18 protein-coding genes and 1 tRNA gene are annotated in these 19,674 nt (G+C 68.8%); 10 read left to right on the top strand and 9 right to left on the bottom strand.

What is annotated here, in order from left to right; genetic code table 11:
* The first annotated feature begins 60 nt into the window (after positions 1-60).
* Positions 61-771, top strand: a complete 711-nt coding sequence (locus tag ACTJIL_RS06030) for an FFLEELY motif protein (RefSeq protein WP_440754650.1) — start codon at positions 61-63, stop codon at positions 769-771.
* 121 nt (positions 772-892) lie between these two features.
* On the opposite strand, the gene ACTJIL_RS06025 is transcribed toward ACTJIL_RS06030, so the two are convergent.
* Positions 893-1,168: a polyhydroxyalkanoic acid system family protein gene (locus ACTJIL_RS06025; protein ID WP_440754649.1), complete on the bottom strand. Its 276-nt coding sequence runs from the start codon at positions 1,166-1,168 to the stop codon at positions 893-895.
* Between the two features lie 86 nt (positions 1,169-1,254).
* Here ACTJIL_RS06025 and ACTJIL_RS06020 point away from each other — a divergent pair, with 86 nt between their 5' ends.
* Entirely contained in the window at positions 1,255-2,070 is an 816-nt protein-coding gene (locus ACTJIL_RS06020; protein WP_440754648.1) for an FHA domain-containing protein, read from the top strand.
* 61 nt (positions 2,071-2,131) lie between these two features.
* Here ACTJIL_RS06020 and msrQ read toward each other — a convergent pair whose 3' ends face one another.
* Positions 2,132-2,773, bottom strand: coding sequence for a protein-methionine-sulfoxide reductase heme-binding subunit MsrQ (gene msrQ / locus ACTJIL_RS06015; RefSeq protein WP_440754647.1), 642 nt, complete (start codon positions 2,771-2,773; stop codon positions 2,132-2,134).
* 85 nt (positions 2,774-2,858) lie between these two features.
* Positions 2,859-3,827, bottom strand: a complete 969-nt coding sequence (gene msrP, locus ACTJIL_RS06010; RefSeq protein WP_440754646.1) for a protein-methionine-sulfoxide reductase catalytic subunit MsrP — start codon at positions 3,825-3,827, stop codon at positions 2,859-2,861.
* Positions 3,828-4,016: 189 nt separating this feature from the next.
* Between msrP and serC the strand changes: the two genes are divergently transcribed.
* From serC to aroA, 4 genes are all read left to right on the top strand, one after another.
* Positions 4,017-5,114, top strand: coding sequence for a 3-phosphoserine/phosphohydroxythreonine transaminase (serC, locus tag ACTJIL_RS06005; protein WP_440754645.1), 1,098 nt, complete (start codon positions 4,017-4,019; stop codon positions 5,112-5,114).
* A 91-nt stretch (positions 5,115-5,205) separates the two neighbouring features.
* Entirely contained in the window at positions 5,206-6,399 is a 1,194-nt protein-coding gene (pheA, locus tag ACTJIL_RS06000; RefSeq protein ID WP_440754644.1) for a prephenate dehydratase, read from the top strand.
* Between the two features lie 9 nt (positions 6,400-6,408).
* Positions 6,409-7,605, top strand: a complete 1,197-nt coding sequence (gene hisC, locus ACTJIL_RS05995; protein WP_440754643.1) for a histidinol-phosphate transaminase — start codon at positions 6,409-6,411, stop codon at positions 7,603-7,605.
* Positions 7,602-8,918, top strand: coding sequence for a 3-phosphoshikimate 1-carboxyvinyltransferase (gene aroA / locus ACTJIL_RS05990; RefSeq protein WP_440754642.1), 1,317 nt, complete (start codon positions 7,602-7,604; stop codon positions 8,916-8,918). The genes hisC and aroA overlap by 4 nt, the downstream gene beginning before the upstream one ends.
* Positions 8,919-8,940: 22 nt before the next feature.
* Here aroA and ACTJIL_RS05985 read toward each other — a convergent pair whose 3' ends face one another.
* Together ACTJIL_RS05985 and ACTJIL_RS05980 are read right to left on the bottom strand one after the other, a co-directional pair.
* Positions 8,941-9,486 (bottom strand): energy transducer TonB, encoded by a 546-nt coding sequence (locus ACTJIL_RS05985; protein WP_440754641.1) that lies wholly within the window; start codon positions 9,484-9,486, stop codon positions 8,941-8,943.
* Positions 9,487-9,587: 101 nt separating this feature from the next.
* The gene (locus ACTJIL_RS05980; RefSeq protein ID WP_440754640.1) at positions 9,588-10,241 is read right to left on the bottom strand and encodes an energy transducer TonB; all 654 of its coding nucleotides are present in this window, start codon (positions 10,239-10,241) and stop codon (positions 9,588-9,590) included.
* A gap of 109 nt (positions 10,242-10,350) precedes the next feature.
* Between ACTJIL_RS05980 and serS the strand changes: the two genes are divergently transcribed.
* A complete protein-coding gene (gene serS, locus ACTJIL_RS05975) occupies positions 10,351-11,643 on the top strand; it encodes a serine--tRNA ligase (RefSeq protein WP_440754639.1) in 1,293 nt (430 codons plus the stop codon).
* 21 nt (positions 11,644-11,664) lie between these two features.
* On the opposite strand, the gene ACTJIL_RS05970 is transcribed toward serS, so the two are convergent.
* The 3 genes from ACTJIL_RS05970 to ACTJIL_RS05960 form a co-directional block, all read right to left on the bottom strand.
* Positions 11,665-12,561, bottom strand: a complete 897-nt coding sequence (locus tag ACTJIL_RS05970; protein ID WP_440754638.1) for a hypothetical protein — start codon at positions 12,559-12,561, stop codon at positions 11,665-11,667.
* 67 nt (positions 12,562-12,628) lie between these two features.
* Positions 12,629-13,315 (bottom strand): hypothetical protein, encoded by a 687-nt coding sequence (locus ACTJIL_RS05965; protein ID WP_440754637.1) that lies wholly within the window; start codon positions 13,313-13,315, stop codon positions 12,629-12,631.
* Between the two features lie 161 nt (positions 13,316-13,476).
* The gene (locus ACTJIL_RS05960) at positions 13,477-14,073 is read right to left on the bottom strand and encodes an FMN-dependent NADH-azoreductase (protein WP_440754636.1); all 597 of its coding nucleotides are present in this window, start codon (positions 14,071-14,073) and stop codon (positions 13,477-13,479) included.
* Positions 14,074-14,186: 113 nt separating this feature from the next.
* Here ACTJIL_RS05960 and ACTJIL_RS05955 point away from each other — a divergent pair, with 113 nt between their 5' ends.
* From ACTJIL_RS05955 to ACTJIL_RS05945, 3 genes are all read left to right on the top strand, one after another.
* Entirely contained in the window at positions 14,187-15,206 is a 1,020-nt protein-coding gene (locus ACTJIL_RS05955) for a LysR family transcriptional regulator (RefSeq protein ID WP_440754635.1), read from the top strand.
* A gap of 36 nt (positions 15,207-15,242) precedes the next feature.
* Positions 15,243-15,332 (top strand) — tRNA-Ser (locus ACTJIL_RS05950).
* Positions 15,333-15,650: 318 nt separating this feature from the next.
* Positions 15,651-16,307: a response regulator gene (locus ACTJIL_RS05945; RefSeq protein ID WP_440754634.1), complete on the top strand. Its 657-nt coding sequence runs from the start codon at positions 15,651-15,653 to the stop codon at positions 16,305-16,307.
* 84 nt (positions 16,308-16,391) lie between these two features.
* On the opposite strand, the gene ACTJIL_RS05940 is transcribed toward ACTJIL_RS05945, so the two are convergent.
* Positions 16,392-19,454 (bottom strand): Rne/Rng family ribonuclease, encoded by a 3,063-nt coding sequence (locus ACTJIL_RS05940; protein WP_440754633.1) that lies wholly within the window; start codon positions 19,452-19,454, stop codon positions 16,392-16,394.
* Between the last annotated feature and the right edge of the window lie 220 nt (positions 19,455-19,674).

The following is a 19,674-nucleotide window of genomic DNA, read 5'->3' as shown; positions in this document are numbered from 1 at the left end:
GCCGATCGATGCCGCGGGGCCGGGTGGTGCTCTTCACCCGCGGCCTGCGAATATGCGCGCATGCCACGCCCGTCCATCTCCAGCCGGCTCGAGCGCCGGCTCGCCAGCCACCAGGCCCTGCACGATCCCGCGCGCGAGCCGCGCAACGGCCTGCGCTGGCTGCCGGAACTGCGCCGCTGGCAGGCCGCGCGCCTGCGCCGGAGCTTTGCGCACTTCCTCGCCGACCCCAGCCGCAAGCCGGCGGCGGAGTTCTTCCTCGACGATGTCTACGGCGACCGCGATTTCACCCGCCGCGACGCCGACATCGCGCGCGTGCTGCCGATGATGCAGCGGCTGTTGCCGGAGAAACTGCTGGGCACGGTGGCCGATGCGATCGAACTCGGCGCGCTGACCCAAGCGCTGGACCTGCGGATGGCGCAGGCGCTGCAGGCGCTGGCGCCGCGGAGGAAGAAACTCGACGAAGCGCTATATGCGCAGGCCTATCGCGAGGTCGGTCTGCCTCGGCTGCGCGCGCACCAGATCGACCTGATCCGCCGCGTCGGCGGTGGCTTCGGCCGTGCGCTGAAGCTGCCTGGCGTCGCTGCGCTGCTGGCGTTCTCGCGCGGGCCGGCGAAGCTTGCCGGGCTGAGCGAGCTGCAGGGATTCCTGGAGCGTGGCGTGGCGGCGTTCGAGGAGCTCGGCGATGCCGAGGCCTTCGTGGCCGAGATCGAACGCGCCGAGCGCAAGGCGTCGAAGCGGCTGTTCGCCGGGCATCCGGATCCGTTCGGCTGATTCAGGTCCCGGCCGAAGCGCATGGCTCTTGTAGGAGCGGCGGAAGCCGCGAGCTTTTGACCTTCGGCAATGGAAGGTGAAGAGCTCGCGGCTTCCGCCGCTCCTACATGTGCTGCGGGGCCTACGAGAACTTCTCGTCCAGCACCTTGCGGATTTCCTTTTCCACCGTGCCCTGCAGCGCGGAGAGCAGCATGCCCAGCCGTGCGGTGACGTGCAGGTCGTCCTTGCCCACGGCGATGCGACCGTCGACGCCGGGACGCTTGAAATGCATCTCGTCGCCATCCCAGCCGTATTCGAAGTCGAAGCGGTCGGCCAGCTTCCTGGCGACGTCCTCCACCGCCTTGCGCGCCTTGGTGAGCGGGAGGGAATGCTTGTGCTGGATATCGATGCCGGCCATGCCTGGCTCCGGAGAGGTGATGCACGCATTCTGTGGCCGCGGGCGGCGGCATCCAAGCCCCGGGTGGCATGCTAGATTGCCGCGGCATGGAAATCCTCAAGTTGCGCCTCGCCGACGACGACCATTCCGAGCTGCCGCTCGGCGTTGGCGTGCATGCCGTGGGCCCGCTGGAAGGGCGCGGCGGCCGGCTCGGCCTGGTCGATGACGGACAGGCGGCGAGGGTGCGGTTCTGCGTCGACCGCCGCGGCGTCTGGCTGACGGTGGCCGAGGGCGCGCGCGGCGTGCACGTGAACGGGCGCGAGGTCCAGCGCATGGCGATGCTGCGCGTGGGCGATGCGGTCTACGTCGACGGCGTCGAGATGCGGGTGGTCGGGTCGGAGCCGCCGGAGTTGCCCGGCGCGGCGCTGCACGAGGCCGCTTCCGATACGACGGGCGACCCGCGCGTGGTGCTGCGTGGCGTTGGCGGGCAATACCACGGTCGCAGCTTCACGCTCGAACATCCGCGCCTGGTGGGTCGCAGCACCGAGGCGGACATCCGCATCGACGACCCCACGTTCGCCGACCGGCACGCGCGCCTGGATCTGGTGGGCGACCGCATCGTCCTGCGCGACCTGGGTTCGGCCGAAGGCACGCTGGTCAACGGCGAGCCGATGCGCGACGCGCTGCTGCGGCCGGGCGACCAGGTGGTGTTCGACGCGCACCACCGTTTCGTGGTCGAGGCGCCGATGCGGGGCAGGGGCGCGCGCGACCAGGTGCAGGAGCACCATGCCGACGCAGCCGCCAACGAAGATCAAGTGCAATCCGCGCAGCCGGCGTCGCCGTGGCGGCTGCCGTGGCTGCTGCTGGCGGCGCTGGTGATCGCCGGGCTGCTGGCGTTGCTGCTGCTGTTCGGCAGCGGCTGACTGGCGACTGTTTTCCGTCGGGACTGGCCTGGCGCGGGGCGCCGGCGGGCGTGGCCCCGACCTACGCGACGCGCACGGGCATGGCGCGTCGCTTCGCCAGCCACTTCCAGGCGCGCCAGCCGAGCAATGCCGCGAGGATCGCCGCATACAGCGCCGGCTCGCGGATGTCGGACTTCACCAGCCACCAGAAGTGCAGCACCGCCAGCACGCCGACGGCGTAAACCAGCTTGTGCAGCCGGCCCCAGTTGCGGCCGAGGCGGCGGATCCAGCCCTGGGTCGAGGTGATCGCAAGCGGCAGCAACAATAACCACGCGGCGAAGCCGACGGTGATGTACGGGCGCTTGGCGATGTCCTCGAAAATCTGCGTCCAGTAGCCGCGCAGGTCGAGGATCAGATAGGCCGAGAAGTGCAGGCAGGCGTAGGCGAACGCGTACAGGCCGAGCATGCGCCGGAAGCGCACCAGCACCGGCTTGCCGGTGAGCTGGCGCAGCGGCGTGATCGCCAGCGCCACCATCAGCAGGCGCAGCGCCCACAGGCCGAGGCGGTGCTCGATCTCCGCCACCGGGTCGGCGCCCAGTGCGTCGCTGTTGGTGCTGTACACGTCCCAGAACTGCCACGCGAGGATCGCCAGCGGGGTGAGCGCCAACGCGTGGACGAGGGTCTTGGCGGCGATGATGGAAGTCGCGGTCTTGCGTGGCGGCATCGGTCAGGCGTCCATGGCGTGGGTGAATGCTGCCCGCAGGAGCGGCTTCCGCCGCTCCTACAGGGGGAGCGCGGCGCGTCGACGCTCAGAACCACTTCTTCAGGTCCAGCCCCGCATACATCGATGCGACCTGCCCGCCGTAGCCGTTGTAGATGCGCGTCGGGATGCGTTCGGCGAACAGCTTGCTGGCCTTGCCGGCGATCCGGCGTTCGGTCTTCTGGCTCCAGCGCGGGTGGTCGACGTTCGGGTTGACGTTGCTGAAGAAGCCGTACTCCGACGGCTGCAGGTCGTGCCAGGCGGTCTCGGGCATCTTCTCGACGAACTTGATCTCGACGATCGACTTGATGCCCTTGAAACCGTATTTCCATGGCACCACCAGTCGCAGCGGCGCGCCGTTCTGCTGCGGCAGCGGCTTGCCGTACAGGCCGGTGGCCAGCAGCGTCAACGGGTGCATCGCCTCGTCCATGCGCAGGCCTTCGCGGTAGGGCCAGTTGATCGAGCGGTAGCGCACGCCGGGCATCTGCTTCGGGTCGGCGAGCGAGGTGAAGGCCACGTACTTGGCTTTCGATGTCGGCTCGAACTTTTTCAGCACCTCGCCCAGCGGCACGCCCAGCCACGGGATCACCATCGACCAGCCTTCCACGCAGCGCATGCGGTACACGCGCTCCTCCGGTTTCAGGCCCTTGAGCAGGTCGTCGAGCGACAGCGTGCCGGGCTTCGCGCATTCGCCGCCCACCGCGACCGACCACGGGCTTGTGCGCAGCGTCTTCGCCGCGCGCGAGGGATCGTTTTTGCCGGTGCCGAATTCGTAGAAGTTGTTGTAGGTGGTGATGTCGTCGAGGCGGGTCAGTTCCTCGTCGGTGCGGAAGCCCGAGCGGGCCTGCGCGGGGGTGATGACCGTCTTCGGCGGCGGGGGCGGCTCGGCCTCGGCGCAGCCATTGAGGGCAAGCGCGGGCACGGTGGCGAAGGCAGCCAGCAGCCGGCGGCGCTGGTGGTAGACGGATTCGTCGGTAATGGTGGACGAGGGGATCCGCAGGGCGTCTCGCAGGGACATGGGGGCTCCGGGGGCAGGAGGATTCAATTCAGACGCCGGAACCGGCAGGAAATTCCGCCGCCGATCCGTGTTGCGCTGCGGCATACTGGGGCGCAGCAGGTGGTTGGCCGGTTTCGAGCCTAGCACCGCGGGTGTCCGCCCGATGCGCAGCGGCGGGCGCCCGTTCACCAGGACAACAGGAACTGCCCGATGTCGCGTGCCTACAACTTCGCCGCCGGTCCCGCGGCGCTCCCCGAACCGGTCCTGCGCCAGGCGCAGGCCGAACTGCTGGAATGGCGCGACGCGCGCGCCTCGATCGCCGAGATCAGCCATCGCAGCCCCGAGTTCATGCAGGTGGCGGCCGAGGCCGAGGTCGACCTGCGCACGCTGCTGTCGATCCCCGACGACTACGCCGTGCTGTTCCTGTCCGGCGGTGCGACCACGCAGCAGGCGCTGGTCGCGCTCAACTTCGCGGCGCCCGGGCAGGTGGCCGACTACGTGCTCAGCGGCCACTGGGGCGAGGTCGCGCTGAAGCAGGTGCAGCCGTACGTGACCGCGAACATCGCGGCCAGCGGCGGGGCGGGCGGTTTCCGCGACATCCCCGCGCAGGCGCAGTGGCAACTGTCGAAGGACGCGGCCTACGTGCACCTCACCGCCAACGAGACGATCCACGGCGTCGAGTTCCGGCCGGAATGGGGCCCGTTGCCCGACACCGGCGACGTGCCGCTGTTCGCCGACTTCAGCTCCAGCATCGCCTCCGGGCCGCTGGACGTGTCGCGTTACGGATTGATCTACGCCGGCGCGCAGAAGAACCTCGGCCCGGTGGGCGTCACCGTGGTGATCGTGCGCCGCGACCTGCTCGAGCGCGCCGGCCAGCCGCGCGCGGACATCTTCAACTACGCCTCGCACGCGAAGGCGGATTCGATGCTCAACACGCCGCCCAGCTACAACTGGTACCTGGCCGGGCTGGTGTTCAAGTGGATGCTGGCCGAGGGCGGCGTGGAGGAGTTCGCGCGCCGCAGCGCGGAGAAGTCGCGGCTGCTGTACGCGGCGATCGATGGCTCGGGTGGCTTCTACCGCAACGAGGTCGCGGCAAACGTGCGTTCGCGGATGAACGTGCCGTTCTTCCTGCACGACGATGCGCTCACTGCCGCGTTCCTCTCGCAGGCGCAGGAGGCCGGGCTGCTGGCGCTCAAGGGCCATCGGGTGCTCGGTGGCATCCGTGCTTCGATCTACAACGCCATGCCGGTCGAGGGCGTGCAGGCGCTGGTCGGCTTCATGCACGAATTCCAGCAGCGGCACGGCTGACCGGAGCGGGCATCCGGCGTGCGCCACGGGTGCGAATCCGATCACTTTGCAGACATCGCGGCCATGGCCGCTCCCACTGGGCAACGAATCGATGACAGCAACGAGCAAGACCACGAAGAAGCCGGCGAAAAAGGCCGCGACCAGGGCCGCGATTGCGAAAGCCCCGGCGAAGAAGGCGGCGACCGCACCCCGCGGCGGCAAGGCGGCGAAGCCCGACCTGCTCGCCGTGCGCGCGCAGATCGACGGCATCGACCGCGAGATCCAGTCGCTGATCGCCGAGCGCGCGCTGTTCGCGCACCAGGTCGGCAAGGCCAAGGGCAAGCTTGCCGCGGCGGTCGAGTATTACCGCCCCGAACGCGAGGCGCAGGTGCTGCGGCGCGTGGTCGACCGCAATGACGGCCCGCTGTCGGACGAGGTGCTGGTGCGGCTGTTCCGCGAAATCATGTCCGCCTGCCTCGCCCAGCAGGAGCCGCTGAAGATCGGTTATCTCGGCCCGGAGGGCACGTTCTCGCAGCAGGCGGTTCACAAGCACTTCGGGCACTCGGCCAAGGGTCTGCCGCTGGCGAGCGTGGAGGAGGTATTCGACGAGGTCGCTTCCGGCGCGGCGGACTTCGGCGTGGTGCCGGTGGAGAACTCGGGGCAGGGCACGATCCAGTCCACGCTCGACCTGTTCCTCACCTCGCCCTTGATGATCTGCGGCGAGGTCGAACTGCGCGTGCACCAGTACCTGATGTCGCGCACCGGCCACGTCGAGGACATCGAGCGTGTCTACTCGCACGGCCTGTCGCTGGCGCAGTGCCGCAACTGGCTGCGCAAGAACCTGCCCGGCGTCGACAGGCAGGCTGTGGCCAGCAACGCCGAGGCGGTGCGCCGGGCGAAGAAGTCCGACGATGCCGCGGCGATTGCCGGCGAGAACGCCGCGCACGTCTACGGGATGAAGGTCGTTGCCGGCCCGATCGAGGACCGCAGCGACAACACCACCCGCTTCCTGGTGATCGGCCGCGCCTCGTTCCCGCCGTCGGGTAATGACCGCACCTCGCTGATGGTGTCGATCCGCGACCAGCCCGGCGCGCTGTACAAGATCCTCGAACCGCTGGCGCGGCGCGGGATCAGCATGAACCGGATCGAGTCGCGGCCCGACCACGGCGCGTTGTGGCAGTACGCATTCTTCATCGATGTCGGCGGCCACGCCGACGAGTCGCCGCTGAAGGATGCGCTGGCCGAGATCGACCGCTATGCCGGCGATGTGCGCGTGCTGGGTTCGTACCCGGTTGCGGTGCCGTAGGAGCCGGGAATGATGGGGAACCGGGAATCGGAAATCGGAAAGGCGGGCGAAGCGTGGGCCGAAGCGCTCGCGATGCCGGCCGTGCGTGGGCTGCGGGCTTACGACCCGGGCCACGACCTGGTCGCGCTGCGGCGGCGGTTTGCGCCGGGTGGACTGGTGGAGCTGGGCTCGAACGAGAATCCCTACGGCCCCAGCCCGCGTGCGCGTGAAGCCGCGGCGGTTGCGCTGGACGAACTGCATCGCTATCCCGATCCGCTCGGCGGCGACCTCAAGCGCGCGCTGGCGGCGAAGCACGATGTCGACGCGGCGCAGATCATCCTCGGCAACGGATCGCACGAGCTGCTGATGCAGCTGGCGCAGGTCTTCGCCGGGCCGGGCGTGGACGTGGTGATGTCGCAGTTCGGCTTCGCGGTCTACGCGATCGCGACGCAGGCGGTTGGTGCGAACCTGCGCGTCGCACCCGCGTTGCCGTGCGAGGCAGGCATGCCGCGCGGACACGACCTCGACGCCATCGCCGCGGCGATCACGCCAGCGACGCGGCTGGTGTACCTGGCGAACCCCAACAACCCGACCGGGACGTGGTTCGCGCACGATGCCTTCGCCGCATTCCTTGCCCGCGTGCCCGGCGACACGCTGGTCGTGGTCGACGAGGCCTACGCCGAGATCGCCGACGCGCCGGATTTCGGATCCGCGCTGCCGCTGCTGGCCGCGCATCGCAACCTCGTGGTCACCCGCACCTTCAGCAAGGCCTATGCGCTGGCGGGCCTGCGCGTCGGTTATGCCATCGCGCATCCCGACGTGATTGCATTGCTCGAACGCGTACGCGAGAGCTTCAACGTCAACGCCGTCGCGCTCGCGGCTGCCGGGGCGGCGCTGGGCGACGACGACTGGCTGCGCGACACACTGGCCGCCAACGCCACGCAGCGCGCAGCCCTGGCCGCGGGGCTGCGCGAGCGAGGTTGGCGGGTCTCGCCGTCGCAGACCAATTTCCTGCTGGTCGAATTCGGCGGGCACACCGCACGGATCGAGCAGGGGTTGCTCGAACGCGGCGTCGTGCTGCGGCCGATGGGGGGCTACGGCCTGCCGCAGTGCTCGCGGATCAGCGTGGGCAATGCAGCCGAGAACCGTGCGCTGCTGGCGGCGCTGGACGAGTTCGCTTCGGACAGCGGCCTTGTTGCCACGGATGAACACGGAGTTGCACGATGACCGCATCGCAGCGCCTGGACTGGATCGCCTCGCGGGGTGCGCCGCTACAGGGCGAGATCGGAATCCCCGGCGACAAATCCATCTCGCACCGTGCGGTGATGCTGGCCGCACTGGCCGACGGGACTTCGCACATCGACGGCTTTCTCGAAGGTGCGGACACGCGCGCCACGGCGGCGATCTTCGCGCAGATGGGCGTTCGCATCGAGGCGCCGTCGCCATCGCGGCGGATCGTCCATGGCGTTGGCATCGACGGCCTGCGTGCGCCGGCCGGGGTGCTGGACTGCGGCAACGCGGGCACCGGCATGCGCCTGCTGTCGGGCCTGCTGGCCGGGCAGGCGTTCGACAGCGTGCTGGCCGGCGACGCGTCGCTCTCGCGGCGCCCGATGGGCCGCGTGATCGAGCCGCTCTCGCGCATGGGTGCGCGGATCGAAGCGGAAGACGGCGGCCTGCCGCCGCTGCGCATCCGCGGCGGACGCAGGCTGCACGGCATCGCGTTCGAATCGCCGGTCGCCAGCGCGCAGGTGAAGTCGGCGGTGCTGCTCGCCGGCCTGCAGGCCGAGGGCGAAACCTCGGTGCGCGAACCACACCCGACCCGCGACTACACCGAGCGCATGCTGTCGGCGTTCGGCGCCGACATCGAATTCTCGCCAGGGTTTGCGCGCCTGCGCGGCGGCCAGCGTCTGCGCGCGGTCGATATCGCCGTGCCTGCGGATTTTTCCTCGGCCGCGTTCTTCATCGTCGCCGCGACGCTGGTGCCCGGTTCCATGCTGCGCCTGCGCGCGGTGGGCCTGAATCCGCGTCGCACGGGCCTGCTGGCCGCGCTGCGCGCGATGGGCGCGGACATCACCGAGGAGCGCCACGCCAGCCATGGAGGCGAACCAGTCGCGGACCTGGTGGTGCGCCACGCATCGTTACATGGCATCGCGGTGCCGGAAGCCCTGGTGGCGGACATGATCGACGAGTTCCCGATCCTTGCCGTCGCCGCCGCCTGCGCGCAGGGCACGACGGTGGTCAGCGGCGCAGCGGAATTGCGGGTCAAGGAGTCGGATCGAATCGCGGCGATGGCCGACGGCCTGCGTGCGATGGGGGGGCAGGTCGAGACGCGGCCCGATGGCGTGCGGATCGAGGGCGGCGCGCTGCGCGGCGGCACGATCGCGAGCCTGGGCGACCACCGCATCGCGATGGCGTTCGCGGTGGCCGGACAGCTGGCACGCGGTGACGTGGCGATCGCCGATGTCGCCAACGTCGCCACGTCGTTTCCGGGCTTCGACGCGCTCGCGCGGCAGGCCGGCTTCGGCCTGCGCGCGGCTTGAGGATCCAGGCGGCCTGGCGGCCCTACTGGTCGTCGAGCTTGTAGTCGACCGGAACCTGCACGCTGGACGCGACGGTCCTGCCGTTCCTGATCGCCGGGTTGAACTTCCACTTGCGCACTTCGTTCATCGCCGCGCGATCGAGGATGCGCGAACCGCTGCGACTGACAATCTCCACTTGGCTGGCATTGCCCAGCTCGTCGACCTGCGCCCTGACCACCACAGTGCCTTCCTCGCGCGCGCGGAATGCTTCGGGCGGATAGCTCGGCCTGGGCTGGTTGAGCAGGGCGGCATCGCGATCCCGCGGCTGCGCCCTGGCGGTCTTCTTCGGCGCCTTGGCCTTGGCCTTCGCGGTCTTGGCGGTGTCCTCGGCCGGGGAACTCGGGGCAGGCGTCATCGCATCGCTGGTCGGGGGCGGCGGGGTCAGGTCACTGATGGATTCGGAACCGGCATTGCGGTTGTAGAAGTACCAGGCGAAGGCAATCAGCGCGATCAGGACCAGGATCCAGATCAACGGACTGCTGCTCTTGCGCGAGGGGTCCGGCGGCGGATTGCCGGGAGGAGTGTTCATCGGATCCGACATTGGGGGTGCTCTCTTGCTTCAGACGAAGCGAGCGTTCCACAGTCGTGGTTGAGGCCATGTCACGGCCCCAGGCCCCATTCAGGAGCGCGTCATCTGCCCGGATTGAAGGAGATCGGCACCTGAACCTGGCCGCTGACCGGCTGGCCCGCACGCATGGCCGGACGGAATCGCCATTTGCGCACTGCATCGGAGGCGGCGCGGTCGAGGTAGCGCGAGCCGCTGCCGCGGATCAGATCCACCGCATGGGGCACGCCGTCGGCGCCGACATGTACGCGCAGCAGCACGTCGCCCGATTCGCGCCGGCGCAGTGCGGCGCGTGGATAGACCGGCGGCGGGCTGGAAATGACCATGGGCGGGGTATCACCGGTGGTCGCACCACCTGCTGCCGTGGCGGCGGGTGCCTGCGCAGGGGCTGTCGGCGTCGGCGCCGGGCCCGGGGCAGGGGACGTCTCGACGATGCGTGCCGACTGCGTGGCGTCGTCCTGTGGCGCCGGCTGCGGCTGGTCCAGGCCGGCGTCGCCGCTGTCCGGCTGCGGCAGCGGTTCGAACTCGCTTCCCTCCACGCTCTTGTGGCTGCTGTCTGCGCGGTAGTAGTCGTCCGAACCGCGCTGGCCGGCCCAGATCAGCAGGAACAGCCCGACGCCGAGCGCGAACGCGACGGCCACGTAGAGCCATGCGCGGAAGGAAAGACCGAGCACGCTGGTGCGGCGGCCGGGCGATGGTGGGTTGGCGGGTGAGGACATTCGGCGCACCGGATTCGGGGGCTCGTCGCATTCTGGCATAGCGCTGCAGCGGCAATCTGCGCCGCGACACGCGATAATTGCGCCTTCCGCCGTCCGGACCACGCCTGCCATGCTCGATCCCAGCCTGTTGCGCCAAGACCCCGCCGCCCTTGCCGAACGCCTGCGCACCACGCGCGGCTTCGACCTCGACGCCGGCGCGGTGGAGCAGCTGGAAGCGGCGCGCAAGCGCATCCAGGTGCGCACGCAGGAGTTGCAGAACCTGCGCAACACGCGCAGCAAGGCGATCGGCCAGGCCAAGGCGAAGGGCGAGGACGTCGCCGCCCTGCTGGCGGAGGTGGCCGGCTTCGGCGACGAGCTCAAGGCGTCCGAAGCCGAGCTCGACGGTATCCGTGGCGAACTCGAGGCCATCGTCCTGGGCATCCCGAACCTGCCCGACGACTCGGTGCCGGCCGGCAGGGACGAGTCGGAGAACGTCGAGCAGTCGCGCTGGGGCACGCCGCGCAGCTTCGACTTCAAGGTGCTCGATCACGTCGAGCTCGGCGCCCGCAACGGCTGGCTCGACGGCGACACTGCGGCGAAGCTTTCCGGCGCGCGTTTCACCGTGCTGCGCGGCCAGCTCGCGCGCCTGCATCGCGCGCTGGCGCAGTTCATGCTCGACCTGCACACCGGTGAGCACGGCTACGAGGAAACCAACGTGCCGCTGCTGGTCAACGCCGACTCGATGCGCGGCACGGGGCAGCTGCCGAAGTTCGAGGACGACCTGTTCGCGACCGTGGTCGGCGAGGGCGAGGCGGCGTCGAAGCGCTACCTGATTCCGACCTCGGAAGTGCCGCTGACCAACATCGTGCGCGACGAAATCGTCGACGCGACGACGCTCCCGCTGCGCATGGCGGCGCATTCGCTGTGCTTCCGTGCCGAGGCTGGCGCCTATGGCCGCGACACCCGCGGCATGATCCGCCAGCACCAGTTCGAGAAGGTCGAGCTGGTCTCGGTGACGCGCCCGGAGGACAGCGACGCCGAACACGAGCGCATGACCCGCTGCGCCGAGGTCGTGCTGGAAAAGCTCGGCCTGCCGTATCGCAAGGTGCTGCTGTGCAGCGGCGACATGGGGTTCTCGGCGCGCAAGACCTATGACCTCGAAGTCTGGCTGCCGTCGCAGGAGACCTATCGCGAGATTTCCTCGTGCTCGAACTGCGGAGACTTCCAGGCCCGGCGCATGCAGGCACGCTGGCGCAATCCGGACACCGGCAAGCCGGAGCTCGTGCATACGCTCAACGGCTCCGGCGTGGCCATCGGCCGGGCGCTGATCGCGGTGATGGAGAACTACCAGCAAGCTGACGGCTCGATCGACGTGCCGGAGGTGCTGCGTTCCTACATGGGCGGCGCCGAACGCATCGCCTGAGCCACGACCGCTGGTCGTTGCTCAGAGGGCGAACTGCGCCCGATCTCCAAAACTGTCCATGTAGAGCAGCCCGTCGCCGTCGAACGCGATGGAGTATTCCGCCTTGGGATTGACGAATGGCGCAGCCTGCAGCAGCGGCGTGCCGTCGAGGCGCCATGCGCTCAACCAACCGGGCCGGTAGGCGGCCGCCATGCGCAGCCCGTCGCCATCGAAGGCGATGTCGCCATAGGTGTGGTGGTCGTGCAGGGTCGCCCGGTCGTCGGCGAGGTCCAGCGGATGCGGTGCAAAACGGTCGGCGACCGGTTCGCCCGATGCCAGGTCGAACACCGCCAGCCCGGCGTGGAATCCGGTGATGGCCACCAGCTTGCCGTGCGGGGCCACGTGGACGCTTGCCGGTGCGAAACGGTTGTAGCTCGACGCGAGCCGTGCCCGATATTCCTGCCTGGTGTCGCCGGTCTCGCCGTCGAGTACCAGGAGGTCGACCACGCATTCCGCGCCGCGCGCGCCGGTCGATACTGCAAGATCGCCGTTGGGTAGGAACGCCATCGCATGCTGCTCGGGGTCCAGCGTGCAGCGCGTCTCGAACACGCGCTCGCCCGACAGATCGTGGACGCAGATCGCGCTGCCGCGGACGCAGGCGAAGCGGTCGGCCGACGCGGCGATGCGCAGGCTGTCGGCGGTGGCCAGCGGACGGATTGCCTGCGTGCGGGCGTCGAGCATGCGCACCTCGTACTGCAGCGTGCGGTCGTCGCGAACGCCCACCGTATCCACGAGCAGGACCGAATGCCCGTCGGGGAGCAGCTGGTGGTGGGCGACCGGTTCGGGAAGTTCGCAGCTGTGCAGCACGCTGCCTGCGAACGTCCGGATTTCCAGGGTCACGACGGGCGAGCGATGCCGCAGTACCTGCTGGCAGGCCAAGCCCGCGATGCGGGAAAGGCCCAGCGGACCGCGCTTGGGTTTCGTGGATCTTTTCACCATTGCCGCATCAGTGCCCGGTGTCGTCCGAATCCAGTTTGCGCAGCGCCTGTTCGTAGGCGGCGATCCGGGGATCGTCGGCGGTGCCGCGACGCTGGTCGATGTAGTGGAGCAGTTCGCGCTGGTAGTCGGTGAGGAATTGCGGATTGCCGGGGCTGGCTTCGTGCAGGCGCCGGGCGCGTTCGACCACGGCCGCGGCTTCGGCTGCAAACCTGCGCCGGCCGTAATCCGACTCGTCGCTCATGATGGCGATGTTGCGCTCGAACCCCGGTACGTACTTGACGACGAATTCCTCCCCCTCGGGCGGGATGAGGATGGCATTGCGGATCGGCCAGATGCTCGCCGACATCGAGGTGAACGTCGCCACCACTTCCTTTCCGTCGGCGGCCGTGACCAGCGCGTCGTACTCCCGCACCGGGACATTGTTGAGTTGCCAGGTGGTCGCGCGCGAAGCAACGATGATCGCCTGGCCGCGGATGCCGGCCGCCTCGAGGAAGGCGGCATTGAGCCACTGGCCGGTAAAGATGTTGAGCATCCCGGCGACGAACGAGACCACGACCAGTGCGTAACCCGCCTGGCTTCCGGTCCGGCGTCGGACCAGGAAACCGACGATCGCTGCCGCGGCCACGAGCCCGAGCAGCAGCGCGATCGGATGGTGGGCAAGCGCGTGGAAAAGTGCGGAAAGCGTGGCGGTCATTGTCTGCTTCTGGCCAGCCGCCCTCCGGGTCACGTCGGGCGGTGGGGAGGCGATGACCGTCCCTTCTAGCAGGCCGTCATTGCGAACGCGTGACATTGCAGTCCGCGCACGCGTGCGGCGTCGGTGCGGGGATGCGTCGCCGCGGAGCCCGCGGAACAGCCTTACGCCGCTTCCAGCACCAGCTCGCCGACTGTCGCCTGGTCACCGATCGCCGCATGTGCGGCGGCTAGCGCATCGCTGCGGTGCTGCGGCGACATCGCGATGCCTTCGGCGCGGATGAATTCGATGTCGGTGATGCCCAGGAAACCGAACAGGAAGCGCAGGTACGGCTCCTGGAAATCGCTGGGAGCGCCGCTGTGCAGGCCGCCGCGGGCGCTGGCGACGATCATGCGCTTGCCCTTCGCCAGTCCCTCGGGACCCTCGGCGGTGTAGCGGAAGGTCTTGCCGGCGACCGCGACGCGGTCGATCCATGCCTTGAGGGTCGAGGGAATGGAGAAGTTGTACATCGGCGCCCCGAGCACCACGATGTCGGCGTCGAGGAACTGCTGCAGCACGCGCTCGGATTCCGCCGCGGCGGCCGGGTCGGCGCCGGCCAGCGAGGCCCCGGTCAGGTGCGGGACCGGATCGGAATCCAGGTCGCGATATTCGGTCGAAAGACCCGGGACCTGCGCTTGCCAGCGTGCGACGATGGCCGCACCGAGCTCACGGGTGGCAGAGTTGGCGCCCAGGGCGCTGGAATCGATATGCAACAGTTTCATGGTGGTGGGGTCCCGGATGCGGCGGTGCCGCGAAGTGGGAAGCGTAGATTGTTGCTTATCTAGAATAAACATGATCAAATATCATTCAATGTTCTGAATATGGAACTATCGTCATGCAGGATCTCAACGATCTCTATTACTTTTCCGCCGTCGTCGAGCACGGCGGGTTTGCCGCCGCCGAACGCGCGCTGGGCATCCCCAAGTCGCGGCTGAGCCGGCGCATCAGCCAGCTCGAGAACGAGCTGGGTGTCCGCCTGCTGCAGCGTTCCACGCGCCGGTTCGCCGTGACCGACGTCGGCCAGAGCGTGAACCGGCACGCGCAGTCGATGCTGGCCGAGGCCCAGGCCGCGCGCGAGGTGGTCGATCGCCTGAGCGCCGAGCCGCGCGGCGTGGTGCGGGTGAGCATTCCGGTCGGGCTGGCGCAGCAGCAGATGCCGATGCTGCTGCCCGAATTCCTCGCCAAGTACCCGCAGGTGCGGGTGCAGATGCACGTGAGCAACCGGCGCGTCGATGTCATCAACGAAGGCTTCGACGTCGCCGTGCGCGTGCGCTCGAAATTCGACGACGACGGCAGCCTGGTGATGCGCAGCTTCGGCCAGATCGAGGAACTGCTGGTCGCCAGCCCGGCATACCTAGACCGCGCCGGCCGCCCGACCGATCCGGAGCAGCTGCATGACCACGTCACCCTGACCATGAGCGAGGACGAGGTACGCCAGCGTTGGGAGCTGCAGGGCGCCGACGGCGAGGTACGCCGCATCGACCTCAAGCCGCGCGTGTCCGGATTCGATTTCCCGATGCTGATGGCACTGGCCAAGCAGGGCCTGGGCATCACCATGCTGCCGGAAACCCTGTGCGCCGAGGCCGTGCGCAAGGGCGAGCTGGAAGTGGTGTTGCCCGAATGGAGCCTGCCGCAAGGCATCGCCCACGCCGTGTTCGCCTCGCGTCGCGGGCTGCTGCCGGCAGTACGGGTATTCATCGACTTCCTCGCCGAACGCCTGCCGGCACTGATCGAGGAGTCGCGCCTGGATTGCCAGAACTGCGAGCACAAGAAGGCCGGGCAGGGCGCCGCCGCAGGCAATGCAAAGCACGGCAAGGCGGACGCGCGCGCCGTCGCGCATGCGACAATCCGCTGACCCGGACGCGCAATCCGACCGCGCAGGGCTCACACCGGAGAGATGGCCGAGCGGTTTAAGGCACCGGTCTTGAAAACCGGCGAAGGGTCAAACCTTCCGTGGGTTCGAATCCCACTCTCTCCGCCAGATTGCCCGAAGCGCCCCGTAGTGGGCGCTTCGCATATCGACTGCCATGAAGGTGGTCGGGATCCGGTTTTTGACCGTGCGGCTCCGGGAGACAGCGGTCCCTGTTGCGCACGATGGCGTCCGTCGATCCACGATGCGCGGCCAGTGTGCGGATCGCAGCGGCTGGGCGCGCCGGGTGTGACGGCAATCGCGCTTCGCGCATGGAAGGCGCGCTTGTCAGGAATTTCCGACGGAAAGTCGCGGCAAACCGCGCTTGTCCGGGCCGCGGGCGACGCTTAGTCTGGGTCGCATCCGCTGGGGAGCGGAAAGGAGAAGGCAATGACGATACGGACATTTCTCGTGGACGACCACGCGCTGGTGCGCACGGGCATCCGGATGATCCTGTCGGACACCGTGGACATCGACATCGTCGGTGAAGCGGAGTCCGGCGAGGCGGCGCTGCCGCAGATCCGTGAACTGCGGCCGGACGTGGTGGTGTGCGACATGCACCTGCCCGGCATCAGCGGGCTGGAGGTGACCGAGCGGCTCATCAAAGGTCGTTACGGCGCGCGCGTGGTGATCGTGTCGGTGCTCGAGGACGGCCCGATCCCGAAGCGGGTGATCGCGGCCGGTGCGTCGGCCTACGTCGGCAAGGGCGGCAATCCGATGGAACTGGTGAACGCGGTGCGCGAAGCCGCGCAGGGCAAACGCTATCTCGCCAGCAGCATCGCACAGAACCTTGCGCTTTCCAGCATCAATGGCGGCGGCGTCACGCCGTTCGATGCACTGACGCGACGTGAACTCGAAGTGGCGATGCTGTTGCTGCAGGGGCTGCGCCAGGAAGACATCGCAAAGCGCCTGAGCCTGAGCGCGAAGACCGTCAACACGCACAAGTCCAGGCTGTTCGGGAAGCTGGGAATCGACGATGGCATGTCGCTAGCGCGACTGGCGCAGCAGTACGGCCTCAGCGATCCAGGGCAGGCCACCTCGCCGTAAAAAAAGCCCGCGCTCTTCATGGCGCGGGCACTAGTCGACAGCTGGCCCCGAGGCGGATTTCTCCGCCCCGGGGTGATCGCAGGCTCAGGCGCCGTGCGAAGCCGTCTTGTCTTCCGGCTCGTCGGCGGTGTCCTGCACGCCGGGCTGCTTTGCCGCGGTAACTGCGTCGTCGTCGATCGTTGCCTGCTGCACGGGGTCCGCGGCAACGGGCTCGTCGAACAGGCCCGGCGCACGGTTGTCGCTGTCCATTGCCGTCGGAGCGGGTGCGGGCGCCGGGGCGATCGGCATCGACGTGGCGACAACCTCCGGCTCCGGCACTACCGCTGGTGGCGGCACGATGTCCGTTTCCACGACGACGGGGGCTGGCTGCGATACCGGCGTATCGATCACGGCCTCTGTTTCGGCTGCGACGGTCGGCGCGGGCCTTGTGATGGGCTCGGCGAGATCGGCGTTGCCGTGCAGGATCTGCGGTGCGGGCTGTGCCTGCGGTTCGCTTTCGCCCGTGGTGGTCGGGAGCACGGTTGAAGTCGCATCGGCCTGGGGTGCGTCGGATTGCACCGCGGCTACTTCCTCCGGCTGCGGCTGCGAAGCTTCCGCAGCTGCCTGCACGACCGTATCGGCGGGCTCGCGCGTTTCCAGCGCGGGTACCGGCACTTCGTCGCGCGCGGGTGTGGCAGCCGCCATGTCGGTGGCCTGCGGCGGCTCGGCGGGCGATCGCGCCGTCGTTTTCACATCGTCGTCGAAATCGAATTCCGGCTGTGAGCGGTCGGCAGCCTTGGCGCCGTCATCGCCAGCAGCCTGGTCGTCGTCGGCCGGCATCGCGGCAACCGCGTCGCCGTTGCCACGACGGCGGCGGCGACCGCCACGACGTCCGCGGCGACGCCGGCCGGTGCCTTCGCCTTCCTCGGCCTTGGCATCGTTCGAATCCGGATCCGCGCTGGCCTGTGCATCGGCCTGTACGGCGGTGTCGTGCTCCGGCGCGGCCTTTGTCTCAGCCACGACCGGTGCGGCGACGGCTGCGGTGGCGACCACGGCCTGCGCGACCTCGGTAACGGAATTGCCCTTCTCGATCTTCTCGACCGCTGCTTCTTCCTGGGCGGCGTCGCTGCGCTGCTCGTCGGCCCGGTTCCTGGGCTGGCCCTGCTGCCTTGGCTGGTTCTGCTTCGGCTGCTTCTGGCGGGTGGAGGCGGGCTTGTTCTGTCGCGGCGCCTTGGCCTGGCCCTCCTGCGGTTGCTGGCGCTGGCCATCGCCGCGGGGTTGTTCGTCCCGGCGCGGACGATCGCGATCACGCCCCTGTCCCGGCTTGCCGCCGCGACCGTCGCGACGCTGGCCGCCACGTTCGCTGCGCTCGCCGCGACTGCCGCGTTCGCCCTGCGAACGATCTTGCCTAGCCGGCGCGGTGCGCGCGGGCGCGTCGCCGCCGAACAGGCTCTTCAACCAGCCGATCACGCCACCCGCGCTTGCGGTTGCCGCCGCGGGTGCCGGTGCCTGGCGCGCTGCGGCCTGCTCGGGCATCGGCTCCGGGCGCGGCTCGCGCAGCGGCGCCGGCTGGGCCGGGCGCACGTTGGTGACCGCGGCCGGCGGCGGCACGTTGAGGTTGGCCTTGGTCAGGGCAATGGTGGCCGCTTTGCGCGGCGTGCCGCGACGGTAGCTGGGCTTGCTCGATTCCTCGCCCAGTTCGTTCTCGCGCAGGCGCGTGACCTCGTAGTGCGGGGTGTGCAGCTGCTCGTCGGCGACGATCACGATCGGCGCCTCGTGGCGCTGCTCGATCTCGCGCAGTGCGCTGCGCTTCTCGTTGAGCAGGTAGTTGGCGATGTCGACCGGGGCCTGTACCAGGACCTGCCCGGTGTTTTCCTTCATCGCATGCTCTTCGGCGACGCGGACGATCGACAGCGACAGCGATTCGATGCTGCGCATGCGGCCGTGGCCTTCGCAGCGCGGGCAGACGATCTGGCTGGATTCGCCCAGGCTCGCGCGCAGGCGCTGGCGCGACAGCTCCAGCAGGCCGAAGCGCGAGATGCGGCCCAGTTGCACGCGCGCGCGGTCGAACTTCAGCGCGTTCTGCAGCTTGTTCTCGACGTCGCGCTGGTGCTTGTTGCTCGACATGTCGATGAAGTCGATCACCACCAGGCCGCCGAGGTCGCGGATCCGCATCTGGCGAGCGACTTCCTCGGCCGCTTCCAGGTTGGTGTTGAACGCGGTCTCCTCGATGTCGCCGCCCTTGGTGGCGCGCGCGGAGTTGACGTCGATCGCGGTCAGCGCCTCGGTCTGGTCGATCACCAGCGCGCCGCCGGACGGCAGGCGCACGGTGCGCTCATAGGCGCTCTCGATCTGCGACTCGATCTGGAAGCGGTTGAACAGCGGGGTGTCGTCGGTGTAGTGCTTGAGCTTGCGCAGGTTGTGCGGCATCACCTGCTCGACGAATTCCTTCGCCTCCTCGTACATCTCCGGGGTATCGACCAGGATCTCGCCGATGTCGGCGCGCATGTAGTCGCGCAGCGCGCGGATGATCAGGCGCGACTCCTGGTAGATCAGGAACGGGGCCGGCTTCTTCAGCGCGGCCTCGGCGATCGCCCGCCACACGCTCAGCAGGTAGTCCAGGTCCCACTGCAGTTCTTCGGCATCGCGGCCGACGCCGGCGGTACGGATGATCACGCCCATGTCGTCCGGGATGTCCAGCGCGTCCATCGCCTTCTTCAGCTCGGCGCGGTCGTCGCCCTCGATTCGGCGCGAGACGCCGCCGGCGGTGGGCGAGTTGGGCATCAGCACCATGTAGCGGCCGGCCAGCGAGATGAACGTGGTCAGGGCGGCGCCCTTGTTGCCGCGCTCGTCCTTGTCGACCTGGACCACCACTTCCTGGCCTTCGCGCAGCAGTTCCTTCAGCCCGGCCTTGTTGTGGTCGACGCCGGCCTGGAAATAGTCGCGGGAGATTTCCTTCAGCGGCAGGAAGCCGTGGCGGTCGCCGCCGTATTCGACGAAGGCGGCCTCGAGCGAGGGTTCGAGCCGGGTGATGCGGCCCTTGTAGATGTTGGACTTCTTCTGTTCCTTCGACGGCTGCTCGATATCGATATCGTAGAGCGCCTGTCCGTCGACGATGGCCACGCGCAGTTCTTCTGCCTGCGTCGCGTTGATCAACATGCGTTTCATGGTCGTTCCTTGCGCGCTATGCCCTGCCGAAAACGGCAGGCGCGCGGAACGCCGGGGCGTTTCGCCTGGAGACTTGTGCCGGGGGCCGCGCATGCGCAGCCCCTGGCCTGGTTTTCCAGCGCTACGACACCACGGCGGACCGCGGGAGCGCTTGTTCTGTTCGAATGTGTTGCGGGACCGGCGGCAGCTTCGAACCTGCATTGGGCAGGACCTCGGCGCC

The sequence above is a fragment of the Luteimonas sp. 22616 genome, assembly GCF_052044325.1.
Taxonomy (GTDB): domain Bacteria; phylum Pseudomonadota; class Gammaproteobacteria; order Xanthomonadales; family Xanthomonadaceae; genus Luteimonas.
This window is presented reverse-complemented; position numbering and strand designations above follow the sequence as displayed.

What these genes read in the sequence shown, in the direction of transcription:
- ACTJIL_RS06025 (WP_440754649.1), bottom strand. Translation starts at nt 1,168, where the DNA reads ATGGCCGGCATCGATATCCAGCACAAGCATTCCCTCCCGCTCACCAAG.
- ACTJIL_RS05945 (WP_440754634.1), top strand. Translation starts at nt 15,651, where the DNA reads ATGACGATACGGACATTTCTCGTGGACGACCACGCGCTGGTGCGCACG.
- ACTJIL_RS05985 (WP_440754641.1), bottom strand. Translation starts at nt 9,486, where the DNA reads ATGAACACTCCTCCCGGCAATCCGCCGCCGGACCCCTCGCGCAAGAGC.
- aroA (WP_440754642.1), top strand. Translation starts at nt 7,602, where the DNA reads ATGACCGCATCGCAGCGCCTGGACTGGATCGCCTCGCGGGGTGCGCCG.
- ACTJIL_RS05960 (WP_440754636.1), bottom strand. Translation starts at nt 14,073, where the DNA reads ATGAAACTGTTGCATATCGATTCCAGCGCCCTGGGCGCCAACTCTGCC.
- ACTJIL_RS05965 (WP_440754637.1), bottom strand. Translation starts at nt 13,315, where the DNA reads ATGACCGCCACGCTTTCCGCACTTTTCCACGCGCTTGCCCACCATCCG.
- ACTJIL_RS05940 (WP_440754633.1), bottom strand. Translation starts at nt 19,454, where the DNA reads ATGAAACGCATGTTGATCAACGCGACGCAGGCAGAAGAACTGCGCGTG.
- msrQ (WP_440754647.1), bottom strand. Translation starts at nt 2,773, where the DNA reads ATGCCGCCACGCAAGACCGCGACTTCCATCATCGCCGCCAAGACCCTC.
- serS (WP_440754639.1), top strand. Translation starts at nt 10,351, where the DNA reads ATGCTCGATCCCAGCCTGTTGCGCCAAGACCCCGCCGCCCTTGCCGAA.
- ACTJIL_RS05955 (WP_440754635.1), top strand. Translation starts at nt 14,187, where the DNA reads ATGCAGGATCTCAACGATCTCTATTACTTTTCCGCCGTCGTCGAGCAC.
- serC (WP_440754645.1), top strand. Translation starts at nt 4,017, where the DNA reads ATGTCGCGTGCCTACAACTTCGCCGCCGGTCCCGCGGCGCTCCCCGAA.
- msrP (WP_440754646.1), bottom strand. Translation starts at nt 3,827, where the DNA reads ATGTCCCTGCGAGACGCCCTGCGGATCCCCTCGTCCACCATTACCGAC.
- hisC (WP_440754643.1), top strand. Translation starts at nt 6,409, where the DNA reads ATGATGGGGAACCGGGAATCGGAAATCGGAAAGGCGGGCGAAGCGTGG.
- ACTJIL_RS05980 (WP_440754640.1), bottom strand. Translation starts at nt 10,241, where the DNA reads ATGTCCTCACCCGCCAACCCACCATCGCCCGGCCGCCGCACCAGCGTG.
- ACTJIL_RS06030 (WP_440754650.1), top strand. Translation starts at nt 61, where the DNA reads ATGCCACGCCCGTCCATCTCCAGCCGGCTCGAGCGCCGGCTCGCCAGC.
- pheA (WP_440754644.1), top strand. Translation starts at nt 5,206, where the DNA reads ATGACAGCAACGAGCAAGACCACGAAGAAGCCGGCGAAAAAGGCCGCG.
- ACTJIL_RS06020 (WP_440754648.1), top strand. Translation starts at nt 1,255, where the DNA reads ATGGAAATCCTCAAGTTGCGCCTCGCCGACGACGACCATTCCGAGCTG.